This window comes from Veillonella sp. T34266-5, from assembly GCF_002959815.1.
GTDB lineage: Bacteria > Bacillota > Negativicutes > Veillonellales > Veillonellaceae > Veillonella > Veillonella atypica.
The window spans coordinates 1-25000 of record NZ_PPCZ01000018.1 but is presented as its reverse complement, the minus strand read 5'-3'; the positions used below and the strand labels follow the sequence as shown (position 1 = coordinate 25000).

Annotated in this window: 29 protein-coding genes and 1 rRNA gene (1 of these 30 cut by a window edge); 2 read left to right on the top strand and 28 right to left on the bottom strand. The window is 39.6% G+C overall.

Features of this window, described 5'->3' with window-relative positions:
• The 27 genes from VIHSUH07_RS06630 to ylxM form a co-directional block, all read right to left on the bottom strand.
• Positions 1–359, bottom strand: a 16S ribosomal RNA gene (locus VIHSUH07_RS06630) (it extends 1204 nt beyond the left edge of the window).
• Positions 360–889: 530 nt separating this feature from the next.
• A complete protein-coding gene (locus VIHSUH07_RS06625) occupies positions 890–2065 on the bottom strand; it encodes an MFS transporter (protein ID WP_105084352.1) in 1176 nt (391 codons plus the stop codon).
• Between the two features lie 142 nt (positions 2066–2207).
• Positions 2208–3098 carry a protein translocase subunit SecF gene (gene secF, locus VIHSUH07_RS06620; protein ID WP_105084351.1) on the bottom strand — a complete coding sequence of 297 codons (891 nt, stop codon included), beginning with the start codon at positions 3096–3098 and terminating at the stop codon, positions 2208–2210.
• Positions 3095–4369 (bottom strand): protein translocase subunit SecD, encoded by a 1275-nt coding sequence (secD, locus tag VIHSUH07_RS06615; protein ID WP_105084350.1) that lies wholly within the window; start codon positions 4367–4369, stop codon positions 3095–3097. Before secD ends, secF begins: the two co-directional genes overlap by 4 nt.
• Before the next feature lie 15 nt (positions 4370–4384).
• On the bottom strand, positions 4385–4951 hold the full coding sequence (locus VIHSUH07_RS06610; RefSeq protein ID WP_105084349.1) for a 5-formyltetrahydrofolate cyclo-ligase: 567 nt from the start codon (positions 4949–4951) through the stop codon (positions 4385–4387).
• The gene (gene yajC, locus VIHSUH07_RS06605; protein WP_105084348.1) at positions 4951–5241 is read right to left on the bottom strand and encodes a preprotein translocase subunit YajC; all 291 of its coding nucleotides are present in this window, start codon (positions 5239–5241) and stop codon (positions 4951–4953) included. The genes VIHSUH07_RS06610 and yajC overlap by 1 nt, the downstream gene beginning before the upstream one ends.
• Positions 5242–5319: 78 nt before the next feature.
• Entirely contained in the window at positions 5320–6435 is a 1116-nt protein-coding gene (tgt, locus tag VIHSUH07_RS06600; protein ID WP_105084347.1) for a tRNA guanosine(34) transglycosylase Tgt, read from the bottom strand.
• Between the two features lie 8 nt (positions 6436–6443).
• A complete protein-coding gene (queA, locus tag VIHSUH07_RS06595; RefSeq protein WP_105084346.1) occupies positions 6444–7469 on the bottom strand; it encodes a tRNA preQ1(34) S-adenosylmethionine ribosyltransferase-isomerase QueA in 1026 nt (341 codons plus the stop codon).
• An 8-nt stretch (positions 7470–7477) separates the two neighbouring features.
• Positions 7478–9043 carry a SpoIID/LytB domain-containing protein gene (locus VIHSUH07_RS06590; protein ID WP_105084345.1) on the bottom strand — a complete coding sequence of 522 codons (1566 nt, stop codon included), beginning with the start codon at positions 9041–9043 and terminating at the stop codon, positions 7478–7480.
• Between the two features lies 1 nt (position 9044).
• Positions 9045–10049 (bottom strand): Holliday junction branch migration DNA helicase RuvB, encoded by a 1005-nt coding sequence (gene ruvB, locus VIHSUH07_RS06585; protein WP_105084344.1) that lies wholly within the window; start codon positions 10047–10049, stop codon positions 9045–9047.
• Positions 10050–10051: 2 nt separating this feature from the next.
• Entirely contained in the window at positions 10052–10660 is a 609-nt protein-coding gene (gene ruvA / locus VIHSUH07_RS06580) for a Holliday junction branch migration protein RuvA (protein ID WP_105084343.1), read from the bottom strand.
• Positions 10657–11154 (bottom strand): crossover junction endodeoxyribonuclease RuvC, encoded by a 498-nt coding sequence (ruvC, locus tag VIHSUH07_RS06575; RefSeq protein WP_105084342.1) that lies wholly within the window; start codon positions 11152–11154, stop codon positions 10657–10659. The genes ruvA and ruvC overlap by 4 nt, the downstream gene beginning before the upstream one ends.
• A 186-nt stretch (positions 11155–11340) precedes the next feature.
• Positions 11341–12078, bottom strand: coding sequence for a YebC/PmpR family DNA-binding transcriptional regulator (locus tag VIHSUH07_RS06570; RefSeq protein ID WP_009661479.1), 738 nt, complete (start codon positions 12076–12078; stop codon positions 11341–11343).
• Positions 12079–12087: 9 nt separating this feature from the next.
• Positions 12088–12660 carry an RNA methyltransferase gene (locus VIHSUH07_RS06565; RefSeq protein ID WP_009661492.1) on the bottom strand — a complete coding sequence of 191 codons (573 nt, stop codon included), beginning with the start codon at positions 12658–12660 and terminating at the stop codon, positions 12088–12090.
• Between the two features lie 57 nt (positions 12661–12717).
• Positions 12718–13278 carry a hypothetical protein gene (locus VIHSUH07_RS06560; protein ID WP_105084341.1) on the bottom strand — a complete coding sequence of 187 codons (561 nt, stop codon included), beginning with the start codon at positions 13276–13278 and terminating at the stop codon, positions 12718–12720.
• 11 nt (positions 13279–13289) lie between these two features.
• Positions 13290–13721 carry a DUF350 domain-containing protein gene (locus tag VIHSUH07_RS06555; protein WP_009661466.1) on the bottom strand — a complete coding sequence of 144 codons (432 nt, stop codon included), beginning with the start codon at positions 13719–13721 and terminating at the stop codon, positions 13290–13292.
• A 10-nt stretch (positions 13722–13731) separates the two neighbouring features.
• Positions 13732–14802, bottom strand: coding sequence for a hypothetical protein (locus VIHSUH07_RS06550; RefSeq protein WP_105084340.1), 1071 nt, complete (start codon positions 14800–14802; stop codon positions 13732–13734).
• A 104-nt stretch (positions 14803–14906) separates the two neighbouring features.
• Positions 14907–16214, bottom strand: coding sequence for a glutathionylspermidine synthase family protein (locus VIHSUH07_RS06545; protein WP_105084339.1), 1308 nt, complete (start codon positions 16212–16214; stop codon positions 14907–14909).
• Positions 16215–16228: 14 nt separating this feature from the next.
• Positions 16229–16801 carry a hypothetical protein gene (locus VIHSUH07_RS06540; RefSeq protein WP_105084338.1) on the bottom strand — a complete coding sequence of 191 codons (573 nt, stop codon included), beginning with the start codon at positions 16799–16801 and terminating at the stop codon, positions 16229–16231.
• Positions 16802–16845: 44 nt separating this feature from the next.
• Positions 16846–17892 carry a DUF4178 domain-containing protein gene (locus tag VIHSUH07_RS06535; protein WP_105084337.1) on the bottom strand — a complete coding sequence of 349 codons (1047 nt, stop codon included), beginning with the start codon at positions 17890–17892 and terminating at the stop codon, positions 16846–16848.
• On the bottom strand, positions 17889–18704 hold the full coding sequence (trmD, locus tag VIHSUH07_RS06530; RefSeq protein WP_105084336.1) for a tRNA (guanosine(37)-N1)-methyltransferase TrmD: 816 nt from the start codon (positions 18702–18704) through the stop codon (positions 17889–17891). Before trmD ends, VIHSUH07_RS06535 begins: the two co-directional genes overlap by 4 nt.
• A 113-nt stretch (positions 18705–18817) precedes the next feature.
• A complete protein-coding gene (rimM, locus tag VIHSUH07_RS06525; protein WP_105084335.1) occupies positions 18818–19315 on the bottom strand; it encodes a ribosome maturation factor RimM in 498 nt (165 codons plus the stop codon).
• A complete protein-coding gene (locus VIHSUH07_RS06520; RefSeq protein ID WP_105084334.1) occupies positions 19315–19722 on the bottom strand; it encodes a YlqD family protein in 408 nt (135 codons plus the stop codon). The genes rimM and VIHSUH07_RS06520 overlap by 1 nt, the downstream gene beginning before the upstream one ends.
• 14 nt (positions 19723–19736) lie before the next feature.
• The gene (locus tag VIHSUH07_RS06515; RefSeq protein WP_004695567.1) at positions 19737–19964 is read right to left on the bottom strand and encodes a KH domain-containing protein; all 228 of its coding nucleotides are present in this window, start codon (positions 19962–19964) and stop codon (positions 19737–19739) included.
• Positions 19965–19985: 21 nt separating this feature from the next.
• Entirely contained in the window at positions 19986–20249 is a 264-nt protein-coding gene (gene rpsP, locus VIHSUH07_RS06510) for a 30S ribosomal protein S16 (protein ID WP_004695565.1), read from the bottom strand.
• 58 nt (positions 20250–20307) lie between these two features.
• The gene (gene ffh, locus VIHSUH07_RS06505) at positions 20308–21660 is read right to left on the bottom strand and encodes a signal recognition particle protein (protein WP_009661458.1); all 1353 of its coding nucleotides are present in this window, start codon (positions 21658–21660) and stop codon (positions 20308–20310) included.
• A 1-nt stretch (position 21661) separates the two neighbouring features.
• Entirely contained in the window at positions 21662–21985 is a 324-nt protein-coding gene (gene ylxM / locus VIHSUH07_RS06500; RefSeq protein WP_005382996.1) for a YlxM family DNA-binding protein, read from the bottom strand.
• Positions 21986–22174: 189 nt separating this feature from the next.
• Between ylxM and VIHSUH07_RS06495 the strand changes: the two genes are divergently transcribed.
• Complete coding sequence (locus tag VIHSUH07_RS06495) at positions 22175–23500, top strand: FAD-containing oxidoreductase (RefSeq protein WP_105084333.1); 1326 nt, start codon at positions 22175–22177, stop codon at positions 23498–23500.
• Positions 23501–23580: 80 nt separating this feature from the next.
• On the opposite strand, the gene VIHSUH07_RS06490 is transcribed toward VIHSUH07_RS06495, so the two are convergent.
• On the bottom strand, positions 23581–24108 hold the full coding sequence (locus VIHSUH07_RS06490) for an ECF transporter S component (protein ID WP_105084332.1): 528 nt from the start codon (positions 24106–24108) through the stop codon (positions 23581–23583).
• Positions 24109–24337: 229 nt separating this feature from the next.
• Between VIHSUH07_RS06490 and VIHSUH07_RS06485 the strand changes: the two genes are divergently transcribed.
• The coding region (locus VIHSUH07_RS06485; RefSeq protein ID WP_146104944.1) for a transposase at positions 24338–25000 on the top strand (663 nt) is incomplete at its 3' end.

Genomic DNA, 25000 nt, shown 5'->3' with positions numbered 1-25000 from the left:
AGTCTGGGCCGTGTCTCAGTCCCAATGTGGCCGTTCATCCTCTCAGACCGGCTACTGATCATCGCCTTGGTGGGCCGTTACCCCTCCAACTAGCTAATCAGACGCAATCCCCTCCTTCAGTGATAGCTTATAAATAGAGGCCACCTTTCATCCAGTCCCGATGCCGAGATTGGATCGTATGCGGTATTAGCAGTCGTTTCCAACTGTTGTCCCCCTCTGAAGGGCAGGTTGATTACGCGTTACTCACCCGTTCGCCACTAAGATTGATAGAAGCAAGCTTCCATCGCTCTTCGTTCGACTTGCATGTGTTAAGCACGCCGCCAGCGTTCGTCCTGAGCCAGGATCAAACTCTCCAAGATATCTTGAAGCTATTTGAATAGCTCATTATGTGTTGTCGTTACTGTTAAGTAACTTTGAATTATGGTTGGTTTTGACTATGTCAAAACCCGCACTCTGGCATATGTTCAATCATATGATTGATTACCTATCATTGTTCAGTTTTCAAAGATCTGTTTGCTAGTCACTGTCGTGCGCTAGCGACTTGATTATAATACCAAGTTCAGAGTATTTCGTCAAGCACTTTTTAAAACTTTTTTGAATTAAATTCAACTGTTTTAATGATGTGCTGTCATTCGAATTACGCTGTGTCCTAACGACTTGTATTAGTATATCATAAACAAAGAAAACGTCAACCAGTTTTTGAACACTTTCAACAATTTCATTTATATCTCATTTAACTGCTACACGTTTACTCATTTATATACCAAACGTTCGCCCATTTATCTTGATTCCATCCTCTTATGATGACATATAAAAAACACGTATTTGCTTAGTATTCTAATAAATTATTGTTAATAAATACTAAAGCAAATACGTGTTTTTATAATTACTATTCTGCTATATATGAATGTTTTCTAATTACAAAATGATAGAGAGCTAAAGCTGCTACCATAATAAGAGCCGTAATTTGATATAAATATTGATACCCTAAAGCATTTGCAATCAAAGCTAGCACAACTGATCCTGCACCTACCGCTATATCAAGGGCCAAAAAATACGTTGCTGTAGATACGCCTGCTCGCTCTATCGGTGCCGATTGCACTGCTAATGCTTGGAATGCAGGCTGCGCAGCACCATATCCAAGCCCTAATAATGGAGCCGTACAGATTATCCCAATAGGTGTCATTACAATACCTAGAGCAGATAAGCCTAATATAAAAAGAGCTACGCCTGGGTAAATGACAAATTTTGAGCCAAATCTTGCATACACCTTTCCAACTAAGGGACGGCTAATAATTATCATAAGTGCAAACAATGCAAAGAATACACTCCCCCAAACGCCTGCGCCCATACTATTGAGCTCAATAGGTATAAATACAAGTACACCAGAATAGGTGAATCCAATAAATAATCCCATTAAAGCCCATGGCAGACTTCGTTTTTCAATGAACTGGGATATATGCCAGCCCTTGCTACTTTTCTGCTTAGGTTTTGCTAGTTCTTTAGGTAATCGAATAATATTACTTAAAATAAGGGCCAAAGCAGTCATTCCTGTCAAGAAAATATATAATGCTGAACTTCCATAGGCTTGTAATGCATATAAACCAATAGCGGGGCCTAACACCATCGCAATATTTGAAAATACAGCAAACATATTGATGCCTTCTCCTTTGCGAGAAGCGGGCAAAACAACTACGGCCAGTGCTGCCATAACAGTAGTACCTAATGCAAATATAGCACCATGCAAGCCCCGTAGCACAAAAATCGTTTGTAACGATGTGGTTAAATTAAACAACTCCATAATAACAAAAAATAATGCAGATGAGATCAATAAAATTATGCGTTTATCCAACCCATCAATTAAACGTCCTGCAAAAGGACGGCATAGAATGGTACCGATTTGAAAATATGTCATAGCCAATCCCGCATCTAAAGCGGTACCACCTAATTCAGCTGTTAAGATGATGGGCAATGCCGCAACTAAGACATATTGGGTCATATAAAAAATGCCACTACTTACACCATAATTGATAAAAGCAGGACTCCATAAACGTTCTGAACTCACTATCTCACTCTTTCTACTTAAAATCTTATATAGTATTTATTGTATGTTATTTCTCTTTGAATCACAATGATCTTACTCATAAGAAAAACCCCAATCGCAATAAATGCGATTAGGGTTTAAAGCTTTCACAATAACAATCAAATTATTGATTGCGAATGTCATTCTTATTTCTATTTTTCCAAAGTACCCATAAAGATGTAGCGACACAAATGGAGGAGTATGCACCACTGGCAAAACCAATAATCATACAAAGAGCAAAGTTTTTCGTCGTATCCCCACCAAATACGAATAGAGATACGCAAGCAAACATTACAGTCGCTAATGTATAGATACTACGATGAATACTTTGCGCAATAGAAGCATTCGCCAAGTCTTCAAATGTATCAGTACGTTTATGAGTATGAGCGTTTTCACGAACGCGGTCAAAGATAACTACAGATTCGTTCATAGAATAACCAACTACGGTTAAGATGGCTGCCAAGAAAGATGCATCAATTTCTAATTGGAAGAAGGAGAATACACCTAATACCATAATTAAATCATGGAAAATGGCAGTCAATGCAGATGCAGCTATTCTATATTCAAAACGATACGAAATATAGAGCGCCAATACAGCAAAGGCGATAACAAGATTTAAAAGTGCATGTTGTGTTACTTCAGAACCGATAACAGCACCTACAGTTTCAATACGTTTTACCGTGTTTTCACCGATATCACTGTTCAATTTTTCTACTACAGCTGCACTTTCACTAGGTTCCAGGTTACGAGTACGAATCATAACATCTTCCCCTGCTGTTTCTGCAGTATCTCCAGAAAGCTGAATTTGTGCATTTTCAAGGTTAAATGTTTTCAATACATCACGCACTTGGCTGACTTCTACAGGTTTCGTGAATTGAACCTCTACAATGGTACCACCCGTATAATCGATACCAAAGTTAAACCCTTTTGTAAAAATAGAAATCAAACTAATAATTACTAAAATGGAGGAAATCACAAACCACCAACGATGATGTCTAATTACGTTGAAACTCATTTGCGCTTACCTCCTTTCAAAGATTTTGGTGCGAAATCATCAGAACTTTTACTTGGTGAAATATTGGCACCAAACCAGAATGGATGATTAGTAAAGTTACAATCAATTAATAGGCGAAGCAAGAAATGACTCACTGTAATCGCTGTAAACATACTTACCACAACACCTACACCTAAGCTGATTGCGAATCCTCTCACCGGACCAGAACCTAATACGGTCAAGATACCGGCTGTGATAATAACGGATACGTTCGCATCAGTAATTGTGGAAAGAGCACGTTTAAAACCGGCTTCCATGGCAACACGCATGGATTTACCAGAGAAAACCTCTTCCTTAAAACGTTCAAAGATAAGGATGTTCGCATCTACCGCGACACCCATGGATAAGATAATACCCGCAATGCCCGGCAAGGTCATGGTTGCATTAAAGCCTTTACCCAACACGAGTAATAATAACATAACATAAACAAGCAATGCTAGATTTGCTACAAAACCGGATAGGCGGTATAAAACAAGCAAAAATACCATAATCATGGCAATACCAGCACCAAAGGCAACAACAGATTTATCCTTAGAGTCTTGACCTAAAGAAGGACCTACCGTACGCACTTCAAGAACATTGATTTTTACAGGTAATGCACCAGAACGTAATAGAATTGCCAAGTCTTTAGCTTCATCTAAGGATTTACTACCTGAAATAGTCGCTTTACCACCGGTAATAGCTTGTTGAACTACAGGGTTTGTTAATACTTCACCATCAAGAGTAATGGAAATATGACGACCAATATTTTTAGATGTTAAATCAGCAAATTTCTTTGCCCCTTCATCACTAAGCTCGATAGCAACTAGAGGTTGTTTATTTTGTCCCATTTCTTCTTTTGCATCTTTTAGGTCATCACCGGTCATAACGGTTTCGCCCTTTTCATTTTTAAATTCAAGGACCGCTGTTTTACCGATACGTTTCATTGCTTCATCAGGATCTTTAACACCTGGTAATTCAATGATAATACGTTTTGCACCTTCCCGTTGTACAATAGGTTCAGACAAACCCATTTCATTAATGCGTCGTTCAAGAATTTGTTTTGCTCGTTCTACCGCATCATTATCTGCTGTGCCATGTTCAGTATCCTCTGCTTCTAGCACGATATGCGTACCACCTTGCAAATCAAGGCCTTGTTTTAATGAACCTGCTAAAGGCCCAATAAAATACGCAAAACAACCAATGATAGCAGCAATAACGACTAAGAATTTAACTATAGCCTTGCCTCTCAAAATTGTTGCTCCCTTCTAATTAACATGAATTACACCCTGCTCTGTAACGATAGCAGGCATACGTTGATCATAGCGTTCCATCGGTATAGGCTCATCCAAAATTTGCGCGTTCCATGCAACACCGATATAGTACGTCGGCGAAAGTTTCTTTAAAAAACGGTCGTAATAGCCATTTCCCATTCCCATACGCCCACCATATCTATCAAATCCTGCACCAGGCACTAATACTAAATCAATGTCAGTAGGATCAATTATCTCATATGGTTCTTTAGGCACACGGATATTTAAAACACCTCGTACGACATCGTCTAAATTATGTAGTCGCACGGCAATCATCGTAGTCTTATCAACACATACAGGTACATAAACTCGTTTACCTGACTGTAAAGCATGTTCTATAACATCATCCAAGTTGGCTTCTTTCGGCATTGCCAAATAGGCCATAATCGATTGTGCCTGTTCATACTGAGGCAGATGAACAATCTCGTCGCACAACATTGCGGCCCACGATTCACAATCTTCAATAGATAAAGCAGCGCGCTGGGACTTGCACGCCTGGCGCACTGCTTCTTTTGTTTTCATTACTTAGTTTCCTTATTTTTTTTAGAAACTACGGATGCGATAGCAGTACGAGCAAATGTCATTTCTACTTTTTCCGCTACTTGTACCTTAACTTTTTCATCATCAAGTTCGATGATTTCGCCATAGATACCACCAATAGTCACAATTTTTTGGCCTTTTTTCAAACTACCTAATAAATTAGCGCGTTCTTTTTGTTGTTTCTTTTGTGGACGCCACAATAAGAAATAGAAAATAACGACCATTAAAAGAATCGGCCAGCTGGTTTGTAAAATTTGTTCAATATCACCCATGGGTAATCCTCCTCACTAAAATTCATCTTATCTTTATAAGTATATCTATTCAAAATGAATTTGACTAGTTTTTTTATATTATTTATTAAAGTTATCCCAAAATTGCATTCTAAATTGAGGAAATCGATCTTCTAAAATAGCTTTACGCATTTGACGCATAAACTCTAATAAGAAATATAAATTATGATATGTAACGAGTCTCAATGCTAAAATTTCTTCCGCCTTATATAAGTGTCGTAAATAAGCACGAGAATAATTTTTACAGGTATAACATTGACAACCTTCTTCAAGAGGACCCCAATCATGTGCATATTGAGCGTTTCGTATATTGAGGCGCCCATGCCAAGTCATAGCCATTCCATTTCGTGCAACGCGTGTAGGATATACGCAGTCAAACATATCAATACCACGTGCTACCCCCTCTACCAAACAGTCGGCTGTACCAACGCCCATCAAATAGCGAGCTTTGTTGGTTGGCAACAAAGTTGTTGTATATTCGAGGATTTCATTCATCAAGTCATGTGGTTCACCTACAGATAAACCACCAATACTGTATCCTTCAAAGTCCATCGCAACTAATTCTGCTGCACTTTGTTTGCGCAAATCCTTATACATACCGCCTTGTACAATACCGAACATACCTTGTCTATCATGAGCATGACGAGCCTCTTGGCATCGATGTGCCCAACGCGTAGTACGCGCAGTAGAGCATTTCGCATAATCATGTTCTGCAGGATAAGGAATACATTCATCAAAGGCCATCGCAATATCGGAGCCAAGTTGTTCCTGTACTTTGGTTGCTACTTCTGGGGAAAGAAATTGTTTGGATCCATCGATATGAGATCTAAATGTTACGCCTTCCTCTGTAATCTTACGCATATCGCCTAAGCTAAATACTTGGAAACCACCGCTATCCGTAAGGATTGCTTGATCCCAGTTCATAAATTTATGAAGACCACCAGCTTCCTCTACGAGCTCAGGGCCAGGTCTTAAGAACAAATGATAGGTGTTGCTTAAAATCACTTGTGACCCAATGGCCTTTAACTCTTCTGGCGTCATCGTTTTTACTGTCGCCTGTGTCCCAACGGGCATAAACATAGGTGTTTCATACGTGCCATGTGGCGTATGTAACAAGCCCGCACGGGCACCCGTATGAGGACAGGTTTTCTGTAATTCATATGTAATACTCGGCATAAAAACTCCTAACGTATAAACATAGCATCGCCAAAACTGAAGAATCGATATCGTTCTTTTACAGCTGCTTTATAAGCCGCTAAACAATGTTCACGACCAGCTAGTGCACTAATAAGCATCAATAATGTTGATTGTGGCAAATGGAAATTTGTTACTAGTGCATCTACCATTTTAAATTTATAACCTGGATAGATAAAGATTTTAGTCCATCCACTCGTAGCATGTAATACTCCATCATCGGTAGAGGCTGATTCTAAGGTGCGAATCGACGTAGTACCTACTGCTATAATACGCTTCCCCTTCGATTTTGCTTCATTAATACGACGAGCTGTATCTTCGGATACGCTGTAGAATTCACTGTGCATATCGTGATCTTCTATAGTTTCTACAGATACCGGTCTAAATGTACCTAATCCAACATGAAGCGTAACAAACTCAAGTTCTACACCCTTTGCTTTAATTTTTTCTAATAATTCAGGCGTAAAATGCAGCCCTGCTGTTGGTGCAGCAGCAGATCCCTTTTCCTTTGCATACACCGTTTGATAACGGTCCTTATCCTCCAATTTTTCATGAATATAAGGAGGCAATGGCATTTCACCGATATCTTGAATTATATCGTCAAATACTCCATCGCACGTAAATTCCACAATACGACCGCCAAAGTCGGTTTTATCCAAAACAGTCGCTTTCAAACGGTCATCAAACACAATAACCTGTCCAATCGGACATTTCTTGCCAGGCTTAACTAAACATTTCCAGCGATTTTCTCCACACGGTGTTAGTAGTAAAACCTCAACCTTTCCACCAGAACCTTCGCGATGACCATACAATCTAGCAGGAATAACCTTCGTATTATTAAATACGAGCACATCGCCTTTATGTAATTCATCAAGTAAATCGTAAAAATGCGCTTTATGTGTATATTCACCAGTTATTTTATCCAATGTAAGCAAACGCGATGTGTCGCGTGGCTCTACAGGATGTTGAGCAATAAGCTCCTCTGGTAAATCATAATCAAAATCTGTAACTTTCATTTTTATCCTTAATACATTTTTTTCAATGTAATACCACTATAGTAATGTCTTAAAATTGTTTGATAATAATTGGTATCCCCCGCACCAGCTCGTTTCGCCATTTCAGCGGCGCCCCATTGTGACATACCAAGACCATGGCCCCACCCATGACCTTTAATGTACACTGTATCATTCTTGCCTGTGAAAGTATGATATGACTTACCGGTTGAACTTGCTGGATTTTGATTGACATAAAAATCAAATAATGTTGACTTTAAACCTAACATGCCCCTCAAATCATCACCGCTTACCGTAACCTTACCCGCAGTACCTACAAAGGTCGCCGATTTAATACGCCCAGATACGCCTCTATCGGCTGTAGCCTTACCAGGATTTCCCAATGGTGTCAATTGAATACTCTTCAACTTACCCACGCCCTTACTAGCAGCATTTAACTTGCCCTCTAAGGCGCTACGACTCGTAGATACTGTCCAGTTTGACGCACTAGAATTGCTATTTGAAAAATCTTTAACACCTTTCAAGTAGGGAATATCATTGCCCCACACATTGACGCTATCCTCTGTGTAGCCACCGCCATCAGAATGGAACAATGCATTAATAGGGCGATTATTATATAACATAACAATACCCTTTGTATGATTTACAGCTGCCGTAGTACTTTGCGTTTCACCACTTACACCACCATATACCTGATGGTCTGTAGAGGTACTCACATCATAGAGTTGATTCTTATTTTGCTCCATCGTATGAAGTGCATATGTACGGGCTGCCACTGCTTGTGCTTCCAAGGCAGCTGCAGGCCAAGATGGAATAGCCTCTTGTGGAACAACGCCATATAAGTACGACTCCAACGGTACTGCATTAATAACCATCATGGCCCCATTATTGGCACGTAATGTAAGGACCCCTCTATATGATTTTCCTTCAAAAGTAAAAATATCACCACTAGATGGTTTCAATGTAACAACAGAATCAAGAGCTTTGCCATTAACAGCAATCTTATTGCCCCGTACACCTACGGATACAACCTTATGGCTACCAACCTTACCATTATTGCTAGTTAGAACGGTTACACCATTTGCACTCGATACGGAGGCATCTTGACGACTACTGCCCAGTAAAACGCGTACATCTGGTGTATTTTCTACACGAACGCGCGTTGTAGCTTGTTCTACTTGATTCTTCGTCACCACTGCAGCCGTTGCACGAGAAGGCGCAGCAGGAACTGTGGCCTTAGGCTTTATAGCAGTTGTAGTCGCAACCTTTGATTTTACACTTGGCGTCGCGCTAACTTTTGGTTTAACAGTTGTAGACGCCGTAACCTTTGGTCTAACTGTCGTAGATGCAGTAACCTTTGGCGCCGGTTTTGTAACAAGCGGTTTAAACGTGGATTTCCCAATAGTTCCACGCACAGCTTTCACAGGAGCCTTTCCCGACACAGCTGTTGAGGATTTTGCAACAATAGGTTTTGTCCCCGATTTACCCGCTACCTGCGCAGCCTCAACAGTTCCAAAGCTATGAATGCCTAACAATAATGTTGTCATAATCATTAATGGTAATTGTTTCTTTTTCATTTTATTTCCCTGTTTGCGAAATACCGAGATGATCATAAGCCAATTTGGTAGCCACACGTCCCCGCGGTGTTCTACCTAAAAATCCCAATTGCATCAAATATGGTTCATACACATCTTCGATGGTATCTCTCTCTTCACTGACAGCAGCCGCTATTGTTTCTATCCCCACCGGACCACCATCATAATTCTCAATAATACACTTCAACACACGTCTATCAATGCGATCAAGTCCCATCTTATCCACATGTAGACGTTTTAGCGCCTCATCTGCAATATCCGCAGTAATAACGCCATCCCCCACAACTTGTGCAAAATCGCGAACCCGTTTCAACAAACGATTCGCAATACGCGGTGTGCCTCTCGAGCGACGAGCTATTTCACTAGCACCAGCCTGCTCAATACCGATATTCAAAATATCCGCTGCACGAGTTACGATAAATTCTAACTCTTCTTGTTTGTAATATTCCAAGCGACTTACAATGCCAAAGCGATCACGCAATGGAGCAGCCAATGCACCTGCCCGTGTCGTAGCACCAACCAAGGTAAATTTCGGCAAATCAATACGGACAGAACGAGCACTTGGTCCCTTACCAATGATAATATCTAAGGCATAATCCTCCATGGCAGAGTACAATACCTCTTCTACACTGCGTGACAGGCGATGAATCTCGTCGATAAACAATACATCATGTTCATCAAGATTCGTCAAAATAGCAGCTAAATCGCCGGCCTTTTCTATAGCAGGACCTGATGTTATACGAAAATTAACACCCAGTTCATTAGCAATAATGCCAGCTAATGTGGTCTTACCTAGCCCTGGAGGACCATATAACAGAACATGATCTAAGGCTTCACCACGCTGTTTAGTAGCTTGAATATAAATATTCAGGTTATCCTTAGCCTCTCGTTGGCCAATATACTCATTAAAATACTTAGGTCGCAGACTATATTGCCACATGTCCTCTTCGCGATCACCGCCGCCTACGAGGCGTACTTCTTCGTTCATGGCTAACGTCCTTTCCCAAGTTCAACTAAACAAGCTTTTATCAATGCAGATACATCTTTTGAACCATCGTTTAAGGATTCAACAAGGGTTTCTACATCCCTTTGAGCATATCCTAATGACACAAGCGCTTCAATAGCCTCACCACTTGGCCCGCTATGAGAAACACCGATAGGCTGAATTGCCGCAGGGGTTTCAACACTAATCTGTGTCATTTTAACCAACTTATCTTTTAATTCTAAAACAAGACGCTCTGCCGATTTTTTCCCTATCCCCGGTAATTTGGTTAACTGTTGTACCTGTCCATTAATGACAGCCAATTTGAAAGCCTCTGGTGTCATGCCAGACAATATGCCTAAACCGACCTTTGGACCAATACCAGAAACAGAAATGAGCAAAATAAAAAGCTCATACTCTTCTTCTGTCCAAAATCCGTACAACTGCATCGCGTCTTCTCGGACATTGAGATAGGTAAACAATGTAGCCTCTTGACCTTCTATTAATTGTTGTCGTGTCGTGGTTGGCACATATACACGGTACCCTACACCATGTACATCTACATAACAAGACTCCTTGAATAGATGTGTTACAATGCCTCGTACATACCCTATCATTTAACTAACCTCATCAATCTATCTTGGTGAGAACTATGCGCCGTACAGATAGCTACAGCCAATGCATCGGCCGTATCATCGGGCTTAATTTTCTCACGAATTCCCAAAATATTCATGGTCATATAAATGACCTGATTTTTATCAGCTTTACCATAACCGGTAACAGCCTGTTTAATTTGTAATGGCGTATATTCATATATAGGTATGCGCTGTTGCTCAGCGGCCAGCAATATAACCCCACGAGCTTGACCTACCTTAATCGCCGTCGTTACATTACGATTAAAAAAGAGTTCCTCTACACCAAACTTATCTGGCTTATATTCCTCTAAAATATCGCTTAAATCATTAAATAAGATTTCTAAACGCTGTGCATCTGTCAGTTCCTTAGGGGTCGTAATAGCCCCATAGGCTACTGGCGTTAGTTTGCTTCCCTGCACGTCAATAATGCCATAGCCACAAATTGCCGTACCTGGGTCGATTCCTATAATCCGCACTCCATCCCCCTCAGTTTAAAAATGAGATAAGCCAAAGCTTACCTCGTAACACTCATAATCTATTTTATTATAGCATATTAGAACATCGAAATTCATGAAATCACGATATTTTTATTACCTTTTTACAAGGAGAAAGCAGATAAAGACAAAAAATGAGGAGTGCTCCTAGAGCACTCCCTATTTCTATTATTCTTCTTCGTCGTCTGGCAAAATACCATTGTGATATACATTTTGTACGTCATCAAGGTCATCCAAAACATCGAGCATTTTTTGCATTTTTACAGCGTCGTCACCAGATAATTCGATAGTTGTATCTGGGATCATGGTAATCTTCGCCACTTCAGTTTCGATGCCCGCATCAGCCAATGCTTGTTCTACTGCATCGAAATCTTCTGGTGTTGTATAGATTTCAAATACATCATCTTCTGCTTTGAGGTCTTCAGCACCCGCATCAAGAGCCAACAATGTCAATTCATCTTCATCGTGACCTTCTTTATCGATAACGAATACGCCTTTAGATTTAAACATCCAGCCTACACAACCGCTTTCACCAAGGTTACCACCTTGTTTAGAGAAAGCATGACGCACATCAGCAGCCGCGCGGTTACGATTATCCGTCATAACCTCTACAGTAACGGCAACGCCTGCAGGGCCGTAACCTTCATATACGATTTCTTCGTATGCGTTCATATCCGTAGCGCCAACGCCCTTGTCGATAGCACGTTGAATATTATCCTTAGGAATGTTGTTTTCACGAGCTTTTTGTAAAGCCAATTTCAAACGCATATTACCTGTTGGATCTGCACCACCCATACGTGCTGCTACGGTAATTTCACGACCGATTTTCGTAGCCAATTTAGCCTTCAATGCATCGGTTTTACCTTTTTTATGTTTAATATTTGCCCATTTTGAATGTCCTGACATAGACGCCTCCTATTTATTCCACCATGCTTCGCCCCGTAATCGATCTAAGATGATTGAAACGGCACTACGCACAGATAAATGATTGTATTCACCGTGGCCATATATAGGTTCTAAAATATAGTCAAAGCTTTCCATCGTTTCTTTTGTCATACCATAACCGGTACCAAATAATACTAACACAGGGCGGCCCTCATTTTCAAGATGTTCACGCATCCGTGCATAGGAAATTGTATTATCATAGGTCCGAGCATCGGTAGTTGCTATGATGGGTTTCACCCCTTCTAATTCCTCGATAGTACGCACTGCCACAGCGATAGAATTAACGAGTTCAACGCCTGTGAAAGCATCTTTTCTATCTGGATTATAAGTACTACCAAAACCAGATTTCCAATGTTCCATAATGGTAGCCGCTAACTCTCGTTGAGCTGGGATATTATGAATCACAAAATATTTAGACACATCATAGGTAATAGATGCGCGCGCAATATCGTGAATATCATAATTTGTAATGGCCGTCGTTATTACCTCTTTATGTTTATTCATAATAGGATAATGAACGAGTCCAATATATAAATTCGCCAATACTATATCTCCTAAATCTTAAACAACTTTTATCAATACATAGTACCACCATATCCATTACGAAGCACTAGACCTCGCACCAGCACTACCAAAGCCAGACTTTTGCCCTATAGATGATGCTTTCTTACTTCTATTATTCTCATAACTACGAAAGATTCTTCCACCGCCATAGCCATGTATAGTTGATCCTGATGACGTATATTCATTAGGTTGTTCATACGGTTTTAATGGCGATACCGCGCGATACGTCATAGTTCGTCCATCCATACGTGCCGTAGGAGGATTAAACCCATGAAACATATAATACCCAGCTGCAATAGTTGGTAACAAACTTGCCAAACCAGCATCCCACACTAAGTTTCCACCATTATCACGGTGAAAGGTAACTGAACGATTATCGTCATACAAGGCGGTTTCTTTTCCATCGCCATGGTTTAAAAGAGAATACCGATTACCTTGACTATCCTTTAATCGAACCTCCCCCTCATTTGCCTCTGGATAAACCTTATCACACACAGCATAGGAGATATCGTTCCAGTATGAATACACACCTACAAGACCAGCAACTGCGGCGAAAGCACCTGTAAGGTATATGGTTTTCTTACTTGGCTTATACATAAAACGCTCCCTTAGTGCACAGCACCGCTAATAACAAGAGCAAGCCCAACGAAAATGCCAAATACAAGAATACCAGCCGCTGTATTACCACGCATAATTTCTTCGGATAATTTATATTTACGATGCCAAATATTGATAAACATATAGCCCGTTACAAATAGTATAATACCTAGCACAGCGTATACAACACTGGCTACAATGCCATGTAACAGGGACGTATCAGCCGTAGTCACGGCTGGTGACATAATAACAGCGCGCAAAATTTCACCGATACCGATAAATGATCCCGCTGAAAGCCACGCCACAGCACAGTTACCACGCTTAATTTCTTCACTAAATTTTCCAGGCACGAAGAAATCGATAACCGTATTCGCTGTTAACATCAGTATAACGCCAAAGCAAGCATAAAAAATTGTCAATAATACATCTGGTATATAAATCATAATAAGCCTCCTAATAATATAATTTTGTATTGGATGTGTTGTTAGAGTTGCTGGTAGGATACAATCGTTCGCGTCCCGTATTATCCCCTAGTCGAACCATGGTCGCATAGTTATCGAGTATATGAGAGCTGATTAATGTACGATCAATAATTTTCCAATCCTCTTGTGTTAATTTTGATTGTTCACATACCTTAACCCTAGTTTGTCCATCCGTATTAGTGATGAGATACACCAAGTCCCCAGAATAAAATACGATAACTTCATGTCCCTCTTCTAAGTTATCCCGCTCATTCTTAATATCACCATTCACAGAATCAATCAAGTCTAATGCGGTACTAACAGGATCTAGTGTAGACGTGTATACATAGTCGCTATCCGAATCTGTTTTTGTATAATATGCAGATATGTCATGCATATGTTCTTTTGCCGTGTAAGGCACTCCAAACATAGCGCGTATACTATGCCAAGACAAATCATTGTCCGACCAAAATAGAAATAGTAAAAATAGTACACCATACCCCACGCCAACAGCAATAGATCCAAACCTCTTTTTCATTGATTTGTTACGCATCTTTTGCTTAATAGCTTGAGCGGCTGCATCATTACAAAGACGAATGTTCACCAAGGGCACGCGTGATCCTTCGGCAAACATTTTTTTACCTTCAAACCACTCTTCTTCAAAGAATACACTAGCACCACCTTCACAAGGTAGCTGATATTCTCGATATCCTGCGCGGTCCCCTACGGAGGCACCACTTTCACCATCCACATCGACAACCTTTTCTAAACCGATTTGATGTAATGTAAAATCTTTCCCCGGCCGTGTATGAAAGGATGTTCTAGATACGGTACACCATTCATTATCATTATACTCAATGGTTAACCATATTTTATCGATTCCCTCAACAGCCTCTAGTCCATATTCATGCCAATAATCACCAGGTGATTTGGTCATAGACGGCTGGCCCCTATAGGATTGTTCCTTATCTGCTTTTGGAATAATCTCTATATATTTAATTTTCTCAGTGATTACATAACGGCTGCCATGAACCTCTAAGACATCATAACAATTAAACTCCATACGCACCCTCGCTAAAATAGACATAACCACAATTGCTGCGAAGTACACCTATTATCCTTTGTTTAACCATACTCTATATGGTCAAAAATTACATAGTATTTCTCTTACTCTATTAGTAATGGTACAAAGTATGCTTCTGTACCAGCTATCTCTTCTGGGGAAAAACGGCACCCTACTGCGGAGGCTTGATCGCCAAGCATAAAACAGGATAGGGTAAAAAATCCATCTTTCACTCCACAATCCACTGTATGAGTAAAACGTTTCTGCTGTATAAAGTCTTGATACATCACCTTTTTACTGTCCCGACAAACGATATCGTCATAGTTATCAACTAGCTTTTCCATGTAAAGCTCAGATGTATCACCACGCTTTTGAACAACTTGTACATGCCTTCCTTCACGGCCCCAAATTTCCTTTTGAATATAAAGGCCATCATCAAGAGCGGAAAAATCATTTTCAAAATAGGATGGTGCCAAATAACGCTCGATGATATCTCGATCTGGTTTTGTAAAAAATTGATCTGTTAAATACAATGCATATACTAAGGACATAAAGGATTTATTTTGTAGAATAATGGACTCTGGCGGATTAAAAAGAGCAAATCTATTCTCCTCGTACAGATCTAAGAACATCTCACCCAAAGGTTCATTATCAGGTGTTTGTTCATCAATCAAAAGTTCCATGGGATGCAATCGATATAATAGAGTCGCATGACTACCATCTTCTAAAGGAATGCCCTCATCATCAATCTTCATATCATAAAAGGATATGAATCGCGTGTCTGCCTCAGGACAGGCTGTTTTTAGCTCATTCATAAGAAACTGTGTTGTTCCATAATCTTCAAAATAATCATGAAAACAAGAGAATACAAAGGGATTCTTAGGTAGACTCTCTCTATTTGTCCGCATAGATTCATATTGATTTCTACCATACTTAGCAGATAAAACAGCATCATACATGCGCTTTAAAAATGTATGTAATTCATTTCGGCATTCTATATTAGGATGTTTTCGTCCTACATAATTAGCTGCCACTTCATTGGCATAATAGCTTTCAATGAGAAAACATGGCGTATCTGCATTAAGTTCTACCATCCGCAAATTGCCATTTACATCGAGAACAAAATCAAAGCGTGATAACCACGTCGGTAACCCTAAGGCATTCGACTTATGTAAGTAAGGAATTAAATTGTCTGGCATATCCATATTTCGAGCAAAGTCATCTGGTGCCAGTTGAAATACTTTTGCAGCTTTACAAAATATTTGAAATAGTCTACGCGAAGCATGGCGAATTTCATCGTAAAAGTCAGATGAAAAGGCCTGCATAGACAAGGAAGGATATCGATCATCATACCCTTCATATTCCACGAAATTAAATATATTTCTATCAAGCTCATCAATATAGGATTTCATTGTTCATCCTTTCATTAAGAGGCACCGCTCGAAGTTCGAGCCCCTACACTACCAAAGCCATACTTTTCACCAATTCTATGTGCTCGATTACTCGTTTTAGTATTGTAACGACTTCTAGTCATTTCATTAATAGTTCTAGCCACTCTTGCACTATTAGATTTACTAGCGCCTGTATTTGTATCAAAAGGTGTAAGAGGTGATGTAGCGCGATAGGTCATACTGGGTGCATCCATATATGCCGTTGGAGCTGAAAAACCATGAAATGCATAGTATCCTACCGCCAAAGTCGGAATCAAACTAGCTAAGCCTGCATCCCATATAATATCACCCTTCTCATCACGATGAAAGGTAACAGACTTCTCAGCATCATCATAGAGCGCAGTTTCTTTTCCATCACCATGATTAATCAAGGTATAGCTTTTACCTTCATCATCTATGAGCCGCACTTCACCATTATTTAATTCTGGTTTGACTACATCACACAAAGCATAGCTAACATCGTCCCAATACGAATAAGCGCCTACTAGAGCTGCTATAGATGTAAAGGCTATGGCTATGTAAACAGTATTCTTACTTGGTTCATACATATAATATTCCTTCGTTTGATTTCGTAACTGAAATCAATACTATATCAATCTTTTATTATATTTGATAATGTCTTACGTCCCTGCTTATTCTTTAATTCCACCATATACGCATATCGTAACAATATTTCACTGTCATTTCTAATAGTCGCTATGCGTGTATTCTCCGAATCTGACAAGTTTTTTAATTTCCCTACTTCAACATACGTAGTGCCATTGACCACACTAATAACAGATACATCTTTAGTCGTATAAATAACAATCCACCGCTCAGGAGACTTAGTGTCTTGTTTAATAGTGTAAACCTTTCCATATATAGCATCGATAAGGTCGATAGCCGTTGCATTAGGATCTTGCTTAGACGTATATACCATCAAACCGTCTTTTGTACCCTGCGGTTCATAATAATAGGAATCTTTAATGCGCTCTTCCATGGTATAAGGGAATCCCACTTCATCACGCAATTCATGCCAAGATATATCTCCTATAAACAAATATCCCAAAAAGAATAAAATGATTCCCCAACTCAGACCCAATCGCGTCCATTCTTTTCTGCGCGCTGCATTACGAATCTTTTTACTCGCTGCTTGAGCAGCCTGATCTCGCCGTCGATGTACATCAGACAAACGAATCCGCTCACCTTGAGCCTGATCCTTTAAACCTCCGTGCCAATCCTCCATAAAGAATACATAGGTTTTATCCTTTTTAATTGATCTATATTCTTTATAATCGGCCTTATCACCGCTTCTAGCTTTACTTTCACCCTCAACAGACATGACGCGTTGTAAGCCTTTATCGTACAGTTTATATCCTTTAGGCGGCGTTGAACGTAAAATAGTCTCTGAAAAGGTACAATAGTCTTTTTCCCCATTTACAATGGTGAGCCATTTTTTATCTTCACCATCCAATAGTATAAGACCATATTCGGTCCAATTCTTAGCCCCTTTATGAGTACCTAGTTCATTATTATACATTTCATCATTAAGAGTATAATTCACTGTCTTTTCTATGATGAATTCTTGATAGGAGATAACTTCAGTAACTACGTATCGCTTTCCCTGAATCTCTACAACATCATAACACTTAAAATTCATAGCCTAGACTCTTCTGCAACAATTTCTTTTAAAAGTTTAATTTCCTCTTTTGTTAATGGTCGTTCCAATAAATCGGGCCGCAACAATCGTGTCCGCTTTAAGGCTTCCTTTTGTCGCCACGTAGCAATGTTTTTATGATGACCGCTACGCAATACGTCAGGAACAACCCATCCTCTGAATTCTGGAGGCTTTGTATATTGAGGACATTCTAATAAAGGCTCATAAAAGGAATCCTCTTGGGCCCCACTAGCAGCCCCTAATACGCCAGGAATCATACGAGCCACCGCATCAGCTACGACCATAGCAGGCAACTCTCCACCTGTTAACACATAGTCACCAATGGAAATGGTTTCATCTACTAGATGCTCCTCTACACGATAGTCAACACCTTCATAATGGCCACATACGAGAATCAGTTGATCATAAGTTGCTAGTTCTCTAGCCTTTTCCTGTGTGAAAGGTTGACCCGTAGGCCCCATAAATACAATGCGACGACGTATACTTTCACCAGGATTACCAATGAGGCTCATCTCATCACACATCTCATCCGTTTCATAGTTGCCATTAATAGCACTATCATAATTAGAGGCAGCAGATTCTACGGCCTCAAAAATAGGAGGCGCCATCATGAGCATGCCTGCCCCACCACCATACGGTGTATCATCCACTTGTCCATGTTTATTATGACTAAAATCGCGCGGATTCGTCACAGCCATATCTAGCCGTCCCGCCTCTATGGCTCGTTTTATAATGGAATGACTAAAGAAGGCATCAAAAAACTCTGGAAACAAGGATATAATATCTATTTTCACAACAGGCCTCCTCCGAATACACTTATTATTATCATATATCTATATATAGCTATCTTATAATTAATTCTATCATAAGACACCTATAAATAGATATAAAAAACCGCCTAAATGGATTATACCCACTCAGGCGGATCTACGATCATCATGCGTTTATCCATATCGATGTCAATGATAACATCATCAATGGCTGCAAACAATTGATCTGGTTCCCCTTCTTTGGAAACCACATAGACATCATTAGCTCCTGGTTGTAATACATCAGTTAATGTACCAAGTACATTGCCCTTTGTATCTTGTACCTCGAGGCCAATCATATCAAAGATATAGTAGCGACCTTCTGGTAATTCTACTAAATCTTCACGACGTACTTGAATTTCTTTCTTAGCGAATAATTCAGCCGCGTTGCGATCTGGAATTTCCTTAAATGAAGCTAATACGAATTGTTTATGAAATCGTGCGGATGCAACGTGGTATTCTTTACCATCGATGTAACAGGCATCCATATGCATGAACCGTTCTGGAAAATCGGTTCTAGGCATAATACGAAGATCACCCCGCACGCCGTGCGGGGCGATGATAACACCTATAGTGATGAAATCGTTAGGCTTCATTATTGACGAAACGCAACGATTTTACCGTCTTCTAATAGGATTTCAGCGCCCATCATGGCATCCAAATTATCCCCGATTTTAACGGTAACTGTTTGCTCTAATGTACCTTGAGGAATTTCAGTCCCCAATGTCAATTCTTGAGCGTCTTTCAATTTAGCTGTTACTTCTTCTTTGAAAGCCAAGCGTTTATTTTTCTCTTCGTCGATTTGTTGACGAATTGCAGTAAGACTTGACGCATCAACTTTCGCTGCATCAGCTAAAATACGTTGAGCTTGAAACTCAATTGCTTCCAAATCTTTATTCACCATATCAAGGCGAGTTTCAAGATCGGATACAATTTTCGCTTTCAAATCTTCTGTTACTTTTGCTTTTACTGCTACAGGGACACGTAATGTCATTTCTTCCATCGGAACACTCCCTTTTAGACAATATCAACAGATATCTTTTTGTTCTCTTTAATAGCCGCCGCTTTCACCACAGAGCGAATCGCTTTTGCAATTCGACCTTGCTTTCCGATGACTTTGCCCATATCCTCTGGGGCTACATGAAGTTCATAGACCTCAACATTGCCCTTTTGGACCATGGTAACAGAAACGGCATCAGGCTGCTTCACTAATGATTTCGCAATTAATGAAATTAATTCTATCATCACAGTATGCCTCTCTATTAATTACTTTTTAGCGTCTGCAAATTTTTGCATAACGCCTTGTTTTTTGAACAAGGAGCGAACAGTGTCAGTAGGCTGAGCACCTTTAGCTAACCAAGCCAAAGCTTTTTCTTCGTCTACATTAACGATAGCTGGTTGTTTAGTAGCATCATATTGACCAATTGTGTCAACAGGACGACCTTCACGTGGAGCACGTGCGTCAGCAACTACGATACGGTAGAAAGGAGCTTTTTTAGCACCTAAACGAGTCAAACGAATTTTTAACATGTGGGATTCACCTCCTTATAATGATGTGCTGGACAGGTTCAGCGCCCCTGTCCATGTATTACATAAACGGTAATTTTGGCATTCCTGGGAATCCGCCCTTACCGCCACGCAATCCTTGTAAACGCTTCATCATCTTTCGCGCTTCTTCGAATTGTTTTAATAAACGATTTACATCTTGTACTTGTGTACCAGAACCTAAAGCAATACGCTTACGACGAGAACCATTTAAGATGTTTGGATCTTGTCGTTCTGCAGCCGTCATAGATTTAATGATAGCCTCGATGCGACGTACTTCTTTACTATTCAAATCAAGGTCTTTTAATTGATCTTTAATTTGACCCATGCCTGGCAACATACCAATAATATTTTGCAATGGCCCTAACTTTCTCACCTGATTCATCTGTTTCAAGAAATCATCTAAGGTGAAATTGTTTTTCGCCATCTTTTGCGCCATTTCACGAGCTTCTTCTTCATCGATAGCGCCTTGTACGCTTTCAATAAGAGTTTTGAAGTCCCCTAAGTCAAGGATACGAGAAGCCATGCGATCTGGATAGAATACGTCGAAACCATCCATTTTTTCGCTTACGCCCGTAAACTTGATTGGCAAACCGGTTACAGCCTTAATGGATAATGCAGCACCACCGCGCGCATCACCATCGAGTTTAGTAAGGATAACACCGTCAACGCCTAATTTTTCATTAAACGTTTGTGCTGTCGTCACCGCGTCCTGACCAATCATAGAGTCTACAACGAGTAGAATTTCATGAGGTCGAACAGCAGCTTTGATGTTGGACAACTCGTCCATGAGGACTTCGTCAATAGCCAAACGACCTGCTGTATCGATGATAACAACATCTTTCAACATATGCGTGCTTTGCTCTACGGCACGACGCGCAATATCTACTGGATTAGCTCCTGGTGTTTCATCAGCAAATACAGGGATATCGATTTGCTTACCAACTACTTGCAATTGCTTAATCGCTGCTGGACGATAAACATCGGCTGCAACAAGCATTGGATGTTTACCTTGTTTGCGAAGGTATACAGCCAATTTACCAGCCGTAGTCGTTTTACCAGCACCTTGTAAACCAACAAGCATAATAATTGTTGGAGGCTTACTGGAAATCATGATACGGCTTTGCGTACCACCTAGGAGCGCTGTCAACTCATCATTAACGATTTTAATAACCGTTTGAGCTGGGTTCAAGGATCCGAACACCTCTTCACCAAGGGCCTTTTCTTTAATGGATTTAACGAAATCTTTCGCCACCATAAAGTTTACGTCCGCTTCTAAGAGAGCAGTTCGTACCTGACGCAACGCAAGATTGACATCTTCTTCTGTAATTTTGCCCTTACCTTTTAAGGATTTAAAGGCGTCTTGCAGTTTTTCTGACAAACTATCGAATGCCATATTATCCCTCCATTTGCGTCAATAATTGTTGTACCCGCGATTGTGAAAGCACATCCGCCGGCAACGTATCTTTTAATTCATTTATCACTTGTTCGCGTGCCTCGTACTGAGCTACCAAGTGTAATTTAGATTCATAGTCATTCAAAATATGACGTGCACGCTGTAAATTATCATGTACAGCTTGTCTAGATACGCCAAGCTCCTCAGCAATTTCACCAAGGGACATATCATCTTCGTGGTGAAGTTGTAAGGACATGCGTTGCTTGTCCGTCAACAATGGCCCATAGAAATCAAGGAGTAAACTGATAAGTACTCGTTCTTCCATTTCGCCACCTCCATCACTGTCAAGTCATATTACTTTACATATACTACAGTAAAACTAACACTGTGTCAAGTAAAAATACTTAACATGTAAATAATTGATAATTATTTTCTATTTTCTCTTTAATTTCTATAATTATATGTTATAATATTTATATCTAATATTTTCAATATAAAAGATAGGAGGTATTGTATGAATACCAAACATTATGATCTTATCGTCCTAGGTTTCGGCAAGGCTGGTAAAACATTGGCCGCTAAATTTGGCTCTATGGGCAAAGCCGTTGCCATGATTGAAGAAAACCCACTCATGTATGGTGGCACATGCATTAATATTGCATGTATTCCTACAAAGACGATGATTGTAGCCGCATCTAAAGGCTTATCTTACGATCAAGTATTAAACCAACGTGAGGTTGTTACATCTCGTTTACGTAATAAAAACTTCGCTATGTTAGACACAAATGAACATGTCGATGTATATACTGGACATGGTGAATTCATTAGTAATAAAGAAATCGCCGTTACAGCTGGAGAAGATAAAATCGTTTTATCTAGTGACACTATCATCATCAATACAGGGGCTATAGCCATCAAACCTAATATTGATGGTATCGATACCGCAACAGGCTTCTATAATAGTACAGAAATTCAACATCTATCCCCTCAACCTAGTACATTAGGTATTATTGGCTCCGGTCCAATTGGCCTAGAATTTGCTAGCCTATACGCTAAATTAGGTACAAAGGTTACTGTATTCAATATTGAGGATAACATTTTAAAACGCGAAGAACCTATTGTTCAAGAATTAGCTAATGAATACTTAGCAGAACAAGGTATTACTATTTTAAACTCTGTTACACTAAATTCTGTATCTAATGACGGCAACAAGCCTGTTATCACTGCTAATAATCAGAACTATACCTTTGATGCTGTTCTCTATGCTACAGGTCGCAAACCAAATACAGCTAACATCGGTTTAGAAAATACGGATATCACTACTAACGAACGCGGTGCTATCGTAGTTAATGATACGTGTGAAAGCTCCGTTCCTGGCGTATATGCAGTAGGCGATGTAAACGGTGGTCCTCAATTTACGTATATTTCTCTCGATGACTTCCGCATTGTATTTGGTGCACTTACAGGTAATGGCCAATACACATTAAAAGATCGCAAAAATATTCCTTACACAACATTTTTAACACCGCCACTGGCTCGTGTAGGTCTCACAGAAGAAGATGCTATCAACAAAGGATATACAGTTAAAACTAAAGAAATGCTCGTAGCCACCATGCCAAGAGCTCATGTAAACGACTATTTAAAAGGTGCTTTTAAAATTGTAGTAAATGCAGATAACGATTTAATCCTTGGTGCTACACTTTATTCTCAAGGTGCTGAAGAGTTGATTAACCTCATTAAAATGGCTATGGATAACAACATTCCATATACATACTTCAAAAATCAAATCTTCACACATCCTACCATGGCAGAAAATCTAAACGACCTTTGTAATTTCTAGCACAATACTATTTGATATAAATTATAAACACAAAAAGAGAGCTCATTAGCTACTACTACCATGCTAATGAGCTCTTATTTTTAATTTTTCGTGAACAGTCTACGCACTACTGATTGCAATTTAGGTGTCAATACAATAGCTACCACAATCCCAGCCGCACTTGTAATCAAGGAGTATTGAATTTTGCTAGCTGCTACGGCTGCACTTTCAAGAACAAACCACCATGCTAAGAAATAGCCAAATGCAGTCCAAATTGTACCAATAATAAGAGCACTCAAAATACGTGTAAAGGATGCTGTGGGCTTTGTAATGGATGGTGGCAAGTAACCTGCTGTCATACCACCTACAATAAGGCCTGCAATACCTTTAATAAAGAAAGAGAATACAATGTACTGCATATGACCACCAAAAAGGTCAAACAAAGCGGAACCAATGGCTGCGCCTAAACCACCGTAGAGACCACCGAAAAGAATGGATGACGTAAAGAGCGCTGCAGATCCTAAATGAACCATGGCCCCTCCTGGGATTTCAATGCGGATAGTTGTTGCCACTGCACATAAGGCTGCAATAAAACCTATATATACAATATCACGAGTTTTTAATTTCATAATCAAGCTCCTTTCGTCCTATTATTAATAACTATACTCAGTATAACAAATCGTACACAATTTAAAAATACCAGCTTTATAGGAATTAAATAGGTTCTATAATAAATGTTGGGGTGACACCACTACGGTGTCACTTCCAACATTATTTTTTTGCAAAAAAATAAGCATACAAGACTCACATACTTTACAATAAAAGTGTCAAAGTCCTAAAGAAAGGATGTGAGCTTATATGCCTACTACTGATTATACTGAATTTTTACATAATGTAAAACAAGAGTTTATTACAAACAGCTACGAATTGGACGGAACATTTATTTTTGACATAGAATTACCGGTAACACCACATATTTGCCCAAAATGCGGAGAAACTACAGAGCGTATTAAAGATTACCACATACGTACGGTAAAATTTGGAAAAGTACAACGAGGACCATTAATTGGAAAATACAGACAACGTCGATATATTTGCCCTCATTGTAAGCATTCTTTTGCCGAGAATAATCCATTTGTACGAAAATATATGCAACTCAGTATAACCAATATTAAAATGCTATTTGATAAACTTACTGAAAGTTTAACCTATACTGCTATTGCTAAAGAGTGTGATACATCTATTACTACAGTATTGCGCTATTGCTCTATGATTACTATACCTAAGCCTAGAACACTACCTACTGTTATTGGCATTGATGAATTCAAAGGAAATGCAGAAGGCTATCAATACCAAGTCAATTTAACCAATCCAGATACACATGAAATATTAGATATTTTACCGAAACGTGATACGCAAGCATTAATCCGCTATTTTGCATCATTTAAACATAAAGATCGAGTACAAGTTAAGTTTATTGTAATGGATATGTCCATACAGTTTAAACGCATCATGGAGGCG

Coding starts and splice junctions, on each gene's coding strand:
- secF (WP_105084351.1), bottom strand. CDS start 3,098: ATGAGTTTCAACGTAATTAGACATCATCGTTGGTGGTTTGTGATTTCC.
- VIHSUH07_RS06610 (WP_105084349.1), bottom strand. CDS start 4,951: ATGAAAACAAAAGAAGCAGTGCGCCAGGCGTGCAAGTCCCAGCGCGCT.
- yajC (WP_105084348.1), bottom strand. CDS start 5,241: ATGGGTGATATTGAACAAATTTTACAAACCAGCTGGCCGATTCTTTTA.
- tgt (WP_105084347.1), bottom strand. CDS start 6,435: ATGCCGAGTATTACATATGAATTACAGAAAACCTGTCCTCATACGGGT.
- queA (WP_105084346.1), bottom strand. CDS start 7,469: ATGAAAGTTACAGATTTTGATTATGATTTACCAGAGGAGCTTATTGCT.
- VIHSUH07_RS06590 (WP_105084345.1), bottom strand. CDS start 9,043: ATGAAAAAGAAACAATTACCATTAATGATTATGACAACATTATTGTTA.
- ruvB (WP_105084344.1), bottom strand. CDS start 10,049: ATGAACGAAGAAGTACGCCTCGTAGGCGGCGGTGATCGCGAAGAGGAC.
- ruvA (WP_105084343.1), bottom strand. CDS start 10,660: ATGATAGGGTATGTACGAGGCATTGTAACACATCTATTCAAGGAGTCT.
- VIHSUH07_RS06570 (WP_009661479.1), bottom strand. CDS start 12,078: ATGTCAGGACATTCAAAATGGGCAAATATTAAACATAAAAAAGGTAAA.
- VIHSUH07_RS06560 (WP_105084341.1), bottom strand. CDS start 13,278: ATGTATAAGCCAAGTAAGAAAACCATATACCTTACAGGTGCTTTCGCC.
- VIHSUH07_RS06555 (WP_009661466.1), bottom strand. CDS start 13,721: ATGATTTATATACCAGATGTATTATTGACAATTTTTTATGCTTGCTTT.
- VIHSUH07_RS06550 (WP_105084340.1), bottom strand. CDS start 14,802: ATGGAGTTTAATTGTTATGATGTCTTAGAGGTTCATGGCAGCCGTTAT.
- VIHSUH07_RS06545 (WP_105084339.1), bottom strand. CDS start 16,214: ATGAAATCCTATATTGATGAGCTTGATAGAAATATATTTAATTTCGTG.
- VIHSUH07_RS06540 (WP_105084338.1), bottom strand. CDS start 16,801: ATGTATGAACCAAGTAAGAATACTGTTTACATAGCCATAGCCTTTACA.
- VIHSUH07_RS06535 (WP_105084337.1), bottom strand. CDS start 17,892: ATGAATTTTAAGTGTTATGATGTTGTAGAGATTCAGGGAAAGCGATAC.
- rimM (WP_105084335.1), bottom strand. CDS start 19,315: ATGAAGCCTAACGATTTCATCACTATAGGTGTTATCATCGCCCCGCAC.
- VIHSUH07_RS06520 (WP_105084334.1), bottom strand. CDS start 19,722: ATGGAAGAAATGACATTACGTGTCCCTGTAGCAGTAAAAGCAAAAGTA.
- VIHSUH07_RS06515 (WP_004695567.1), bottom strand. CDS start 19,964: ATGATAGAATTAATTTCATTAATTGCGAAATCATTAGTGAAGCAGCCT.
- rpsP (WP_004695565.1), bottom strand. CDS start 20,249: ATGTTAAAAATTCGTTTGACTCGTTTAGGTGCTAAAAAAGCTCCTTTC.
- ffh (WP_009661458.1), bottom strand. CDS start 21,660: ATGGCATTCGATAGTTTGTCAGAAAAACTGCAAGACGCCTTTAAATCC.
- ylxM (WP_005382996.1), bottom strand. CDS start 21,985: ATGGAAGAACGAGTACTTATCAGTTTACTCCTTGATTTCTATGGGCCA.
- VIHSUH07_RS06495 (WP_105084333.1), top strand. CDS start 22,175: ATGAATACCAAACATTATGATCTTATCGTCCTAGGTTTCGGCAAGGCT.
- VIHSUH07_RS06490 (WP_105084332.1), bottom strand. CDS start 24,108: ATGAAATTAAAAACTCGTGATATTGTATATATAGGTTTTATTGCAGCC.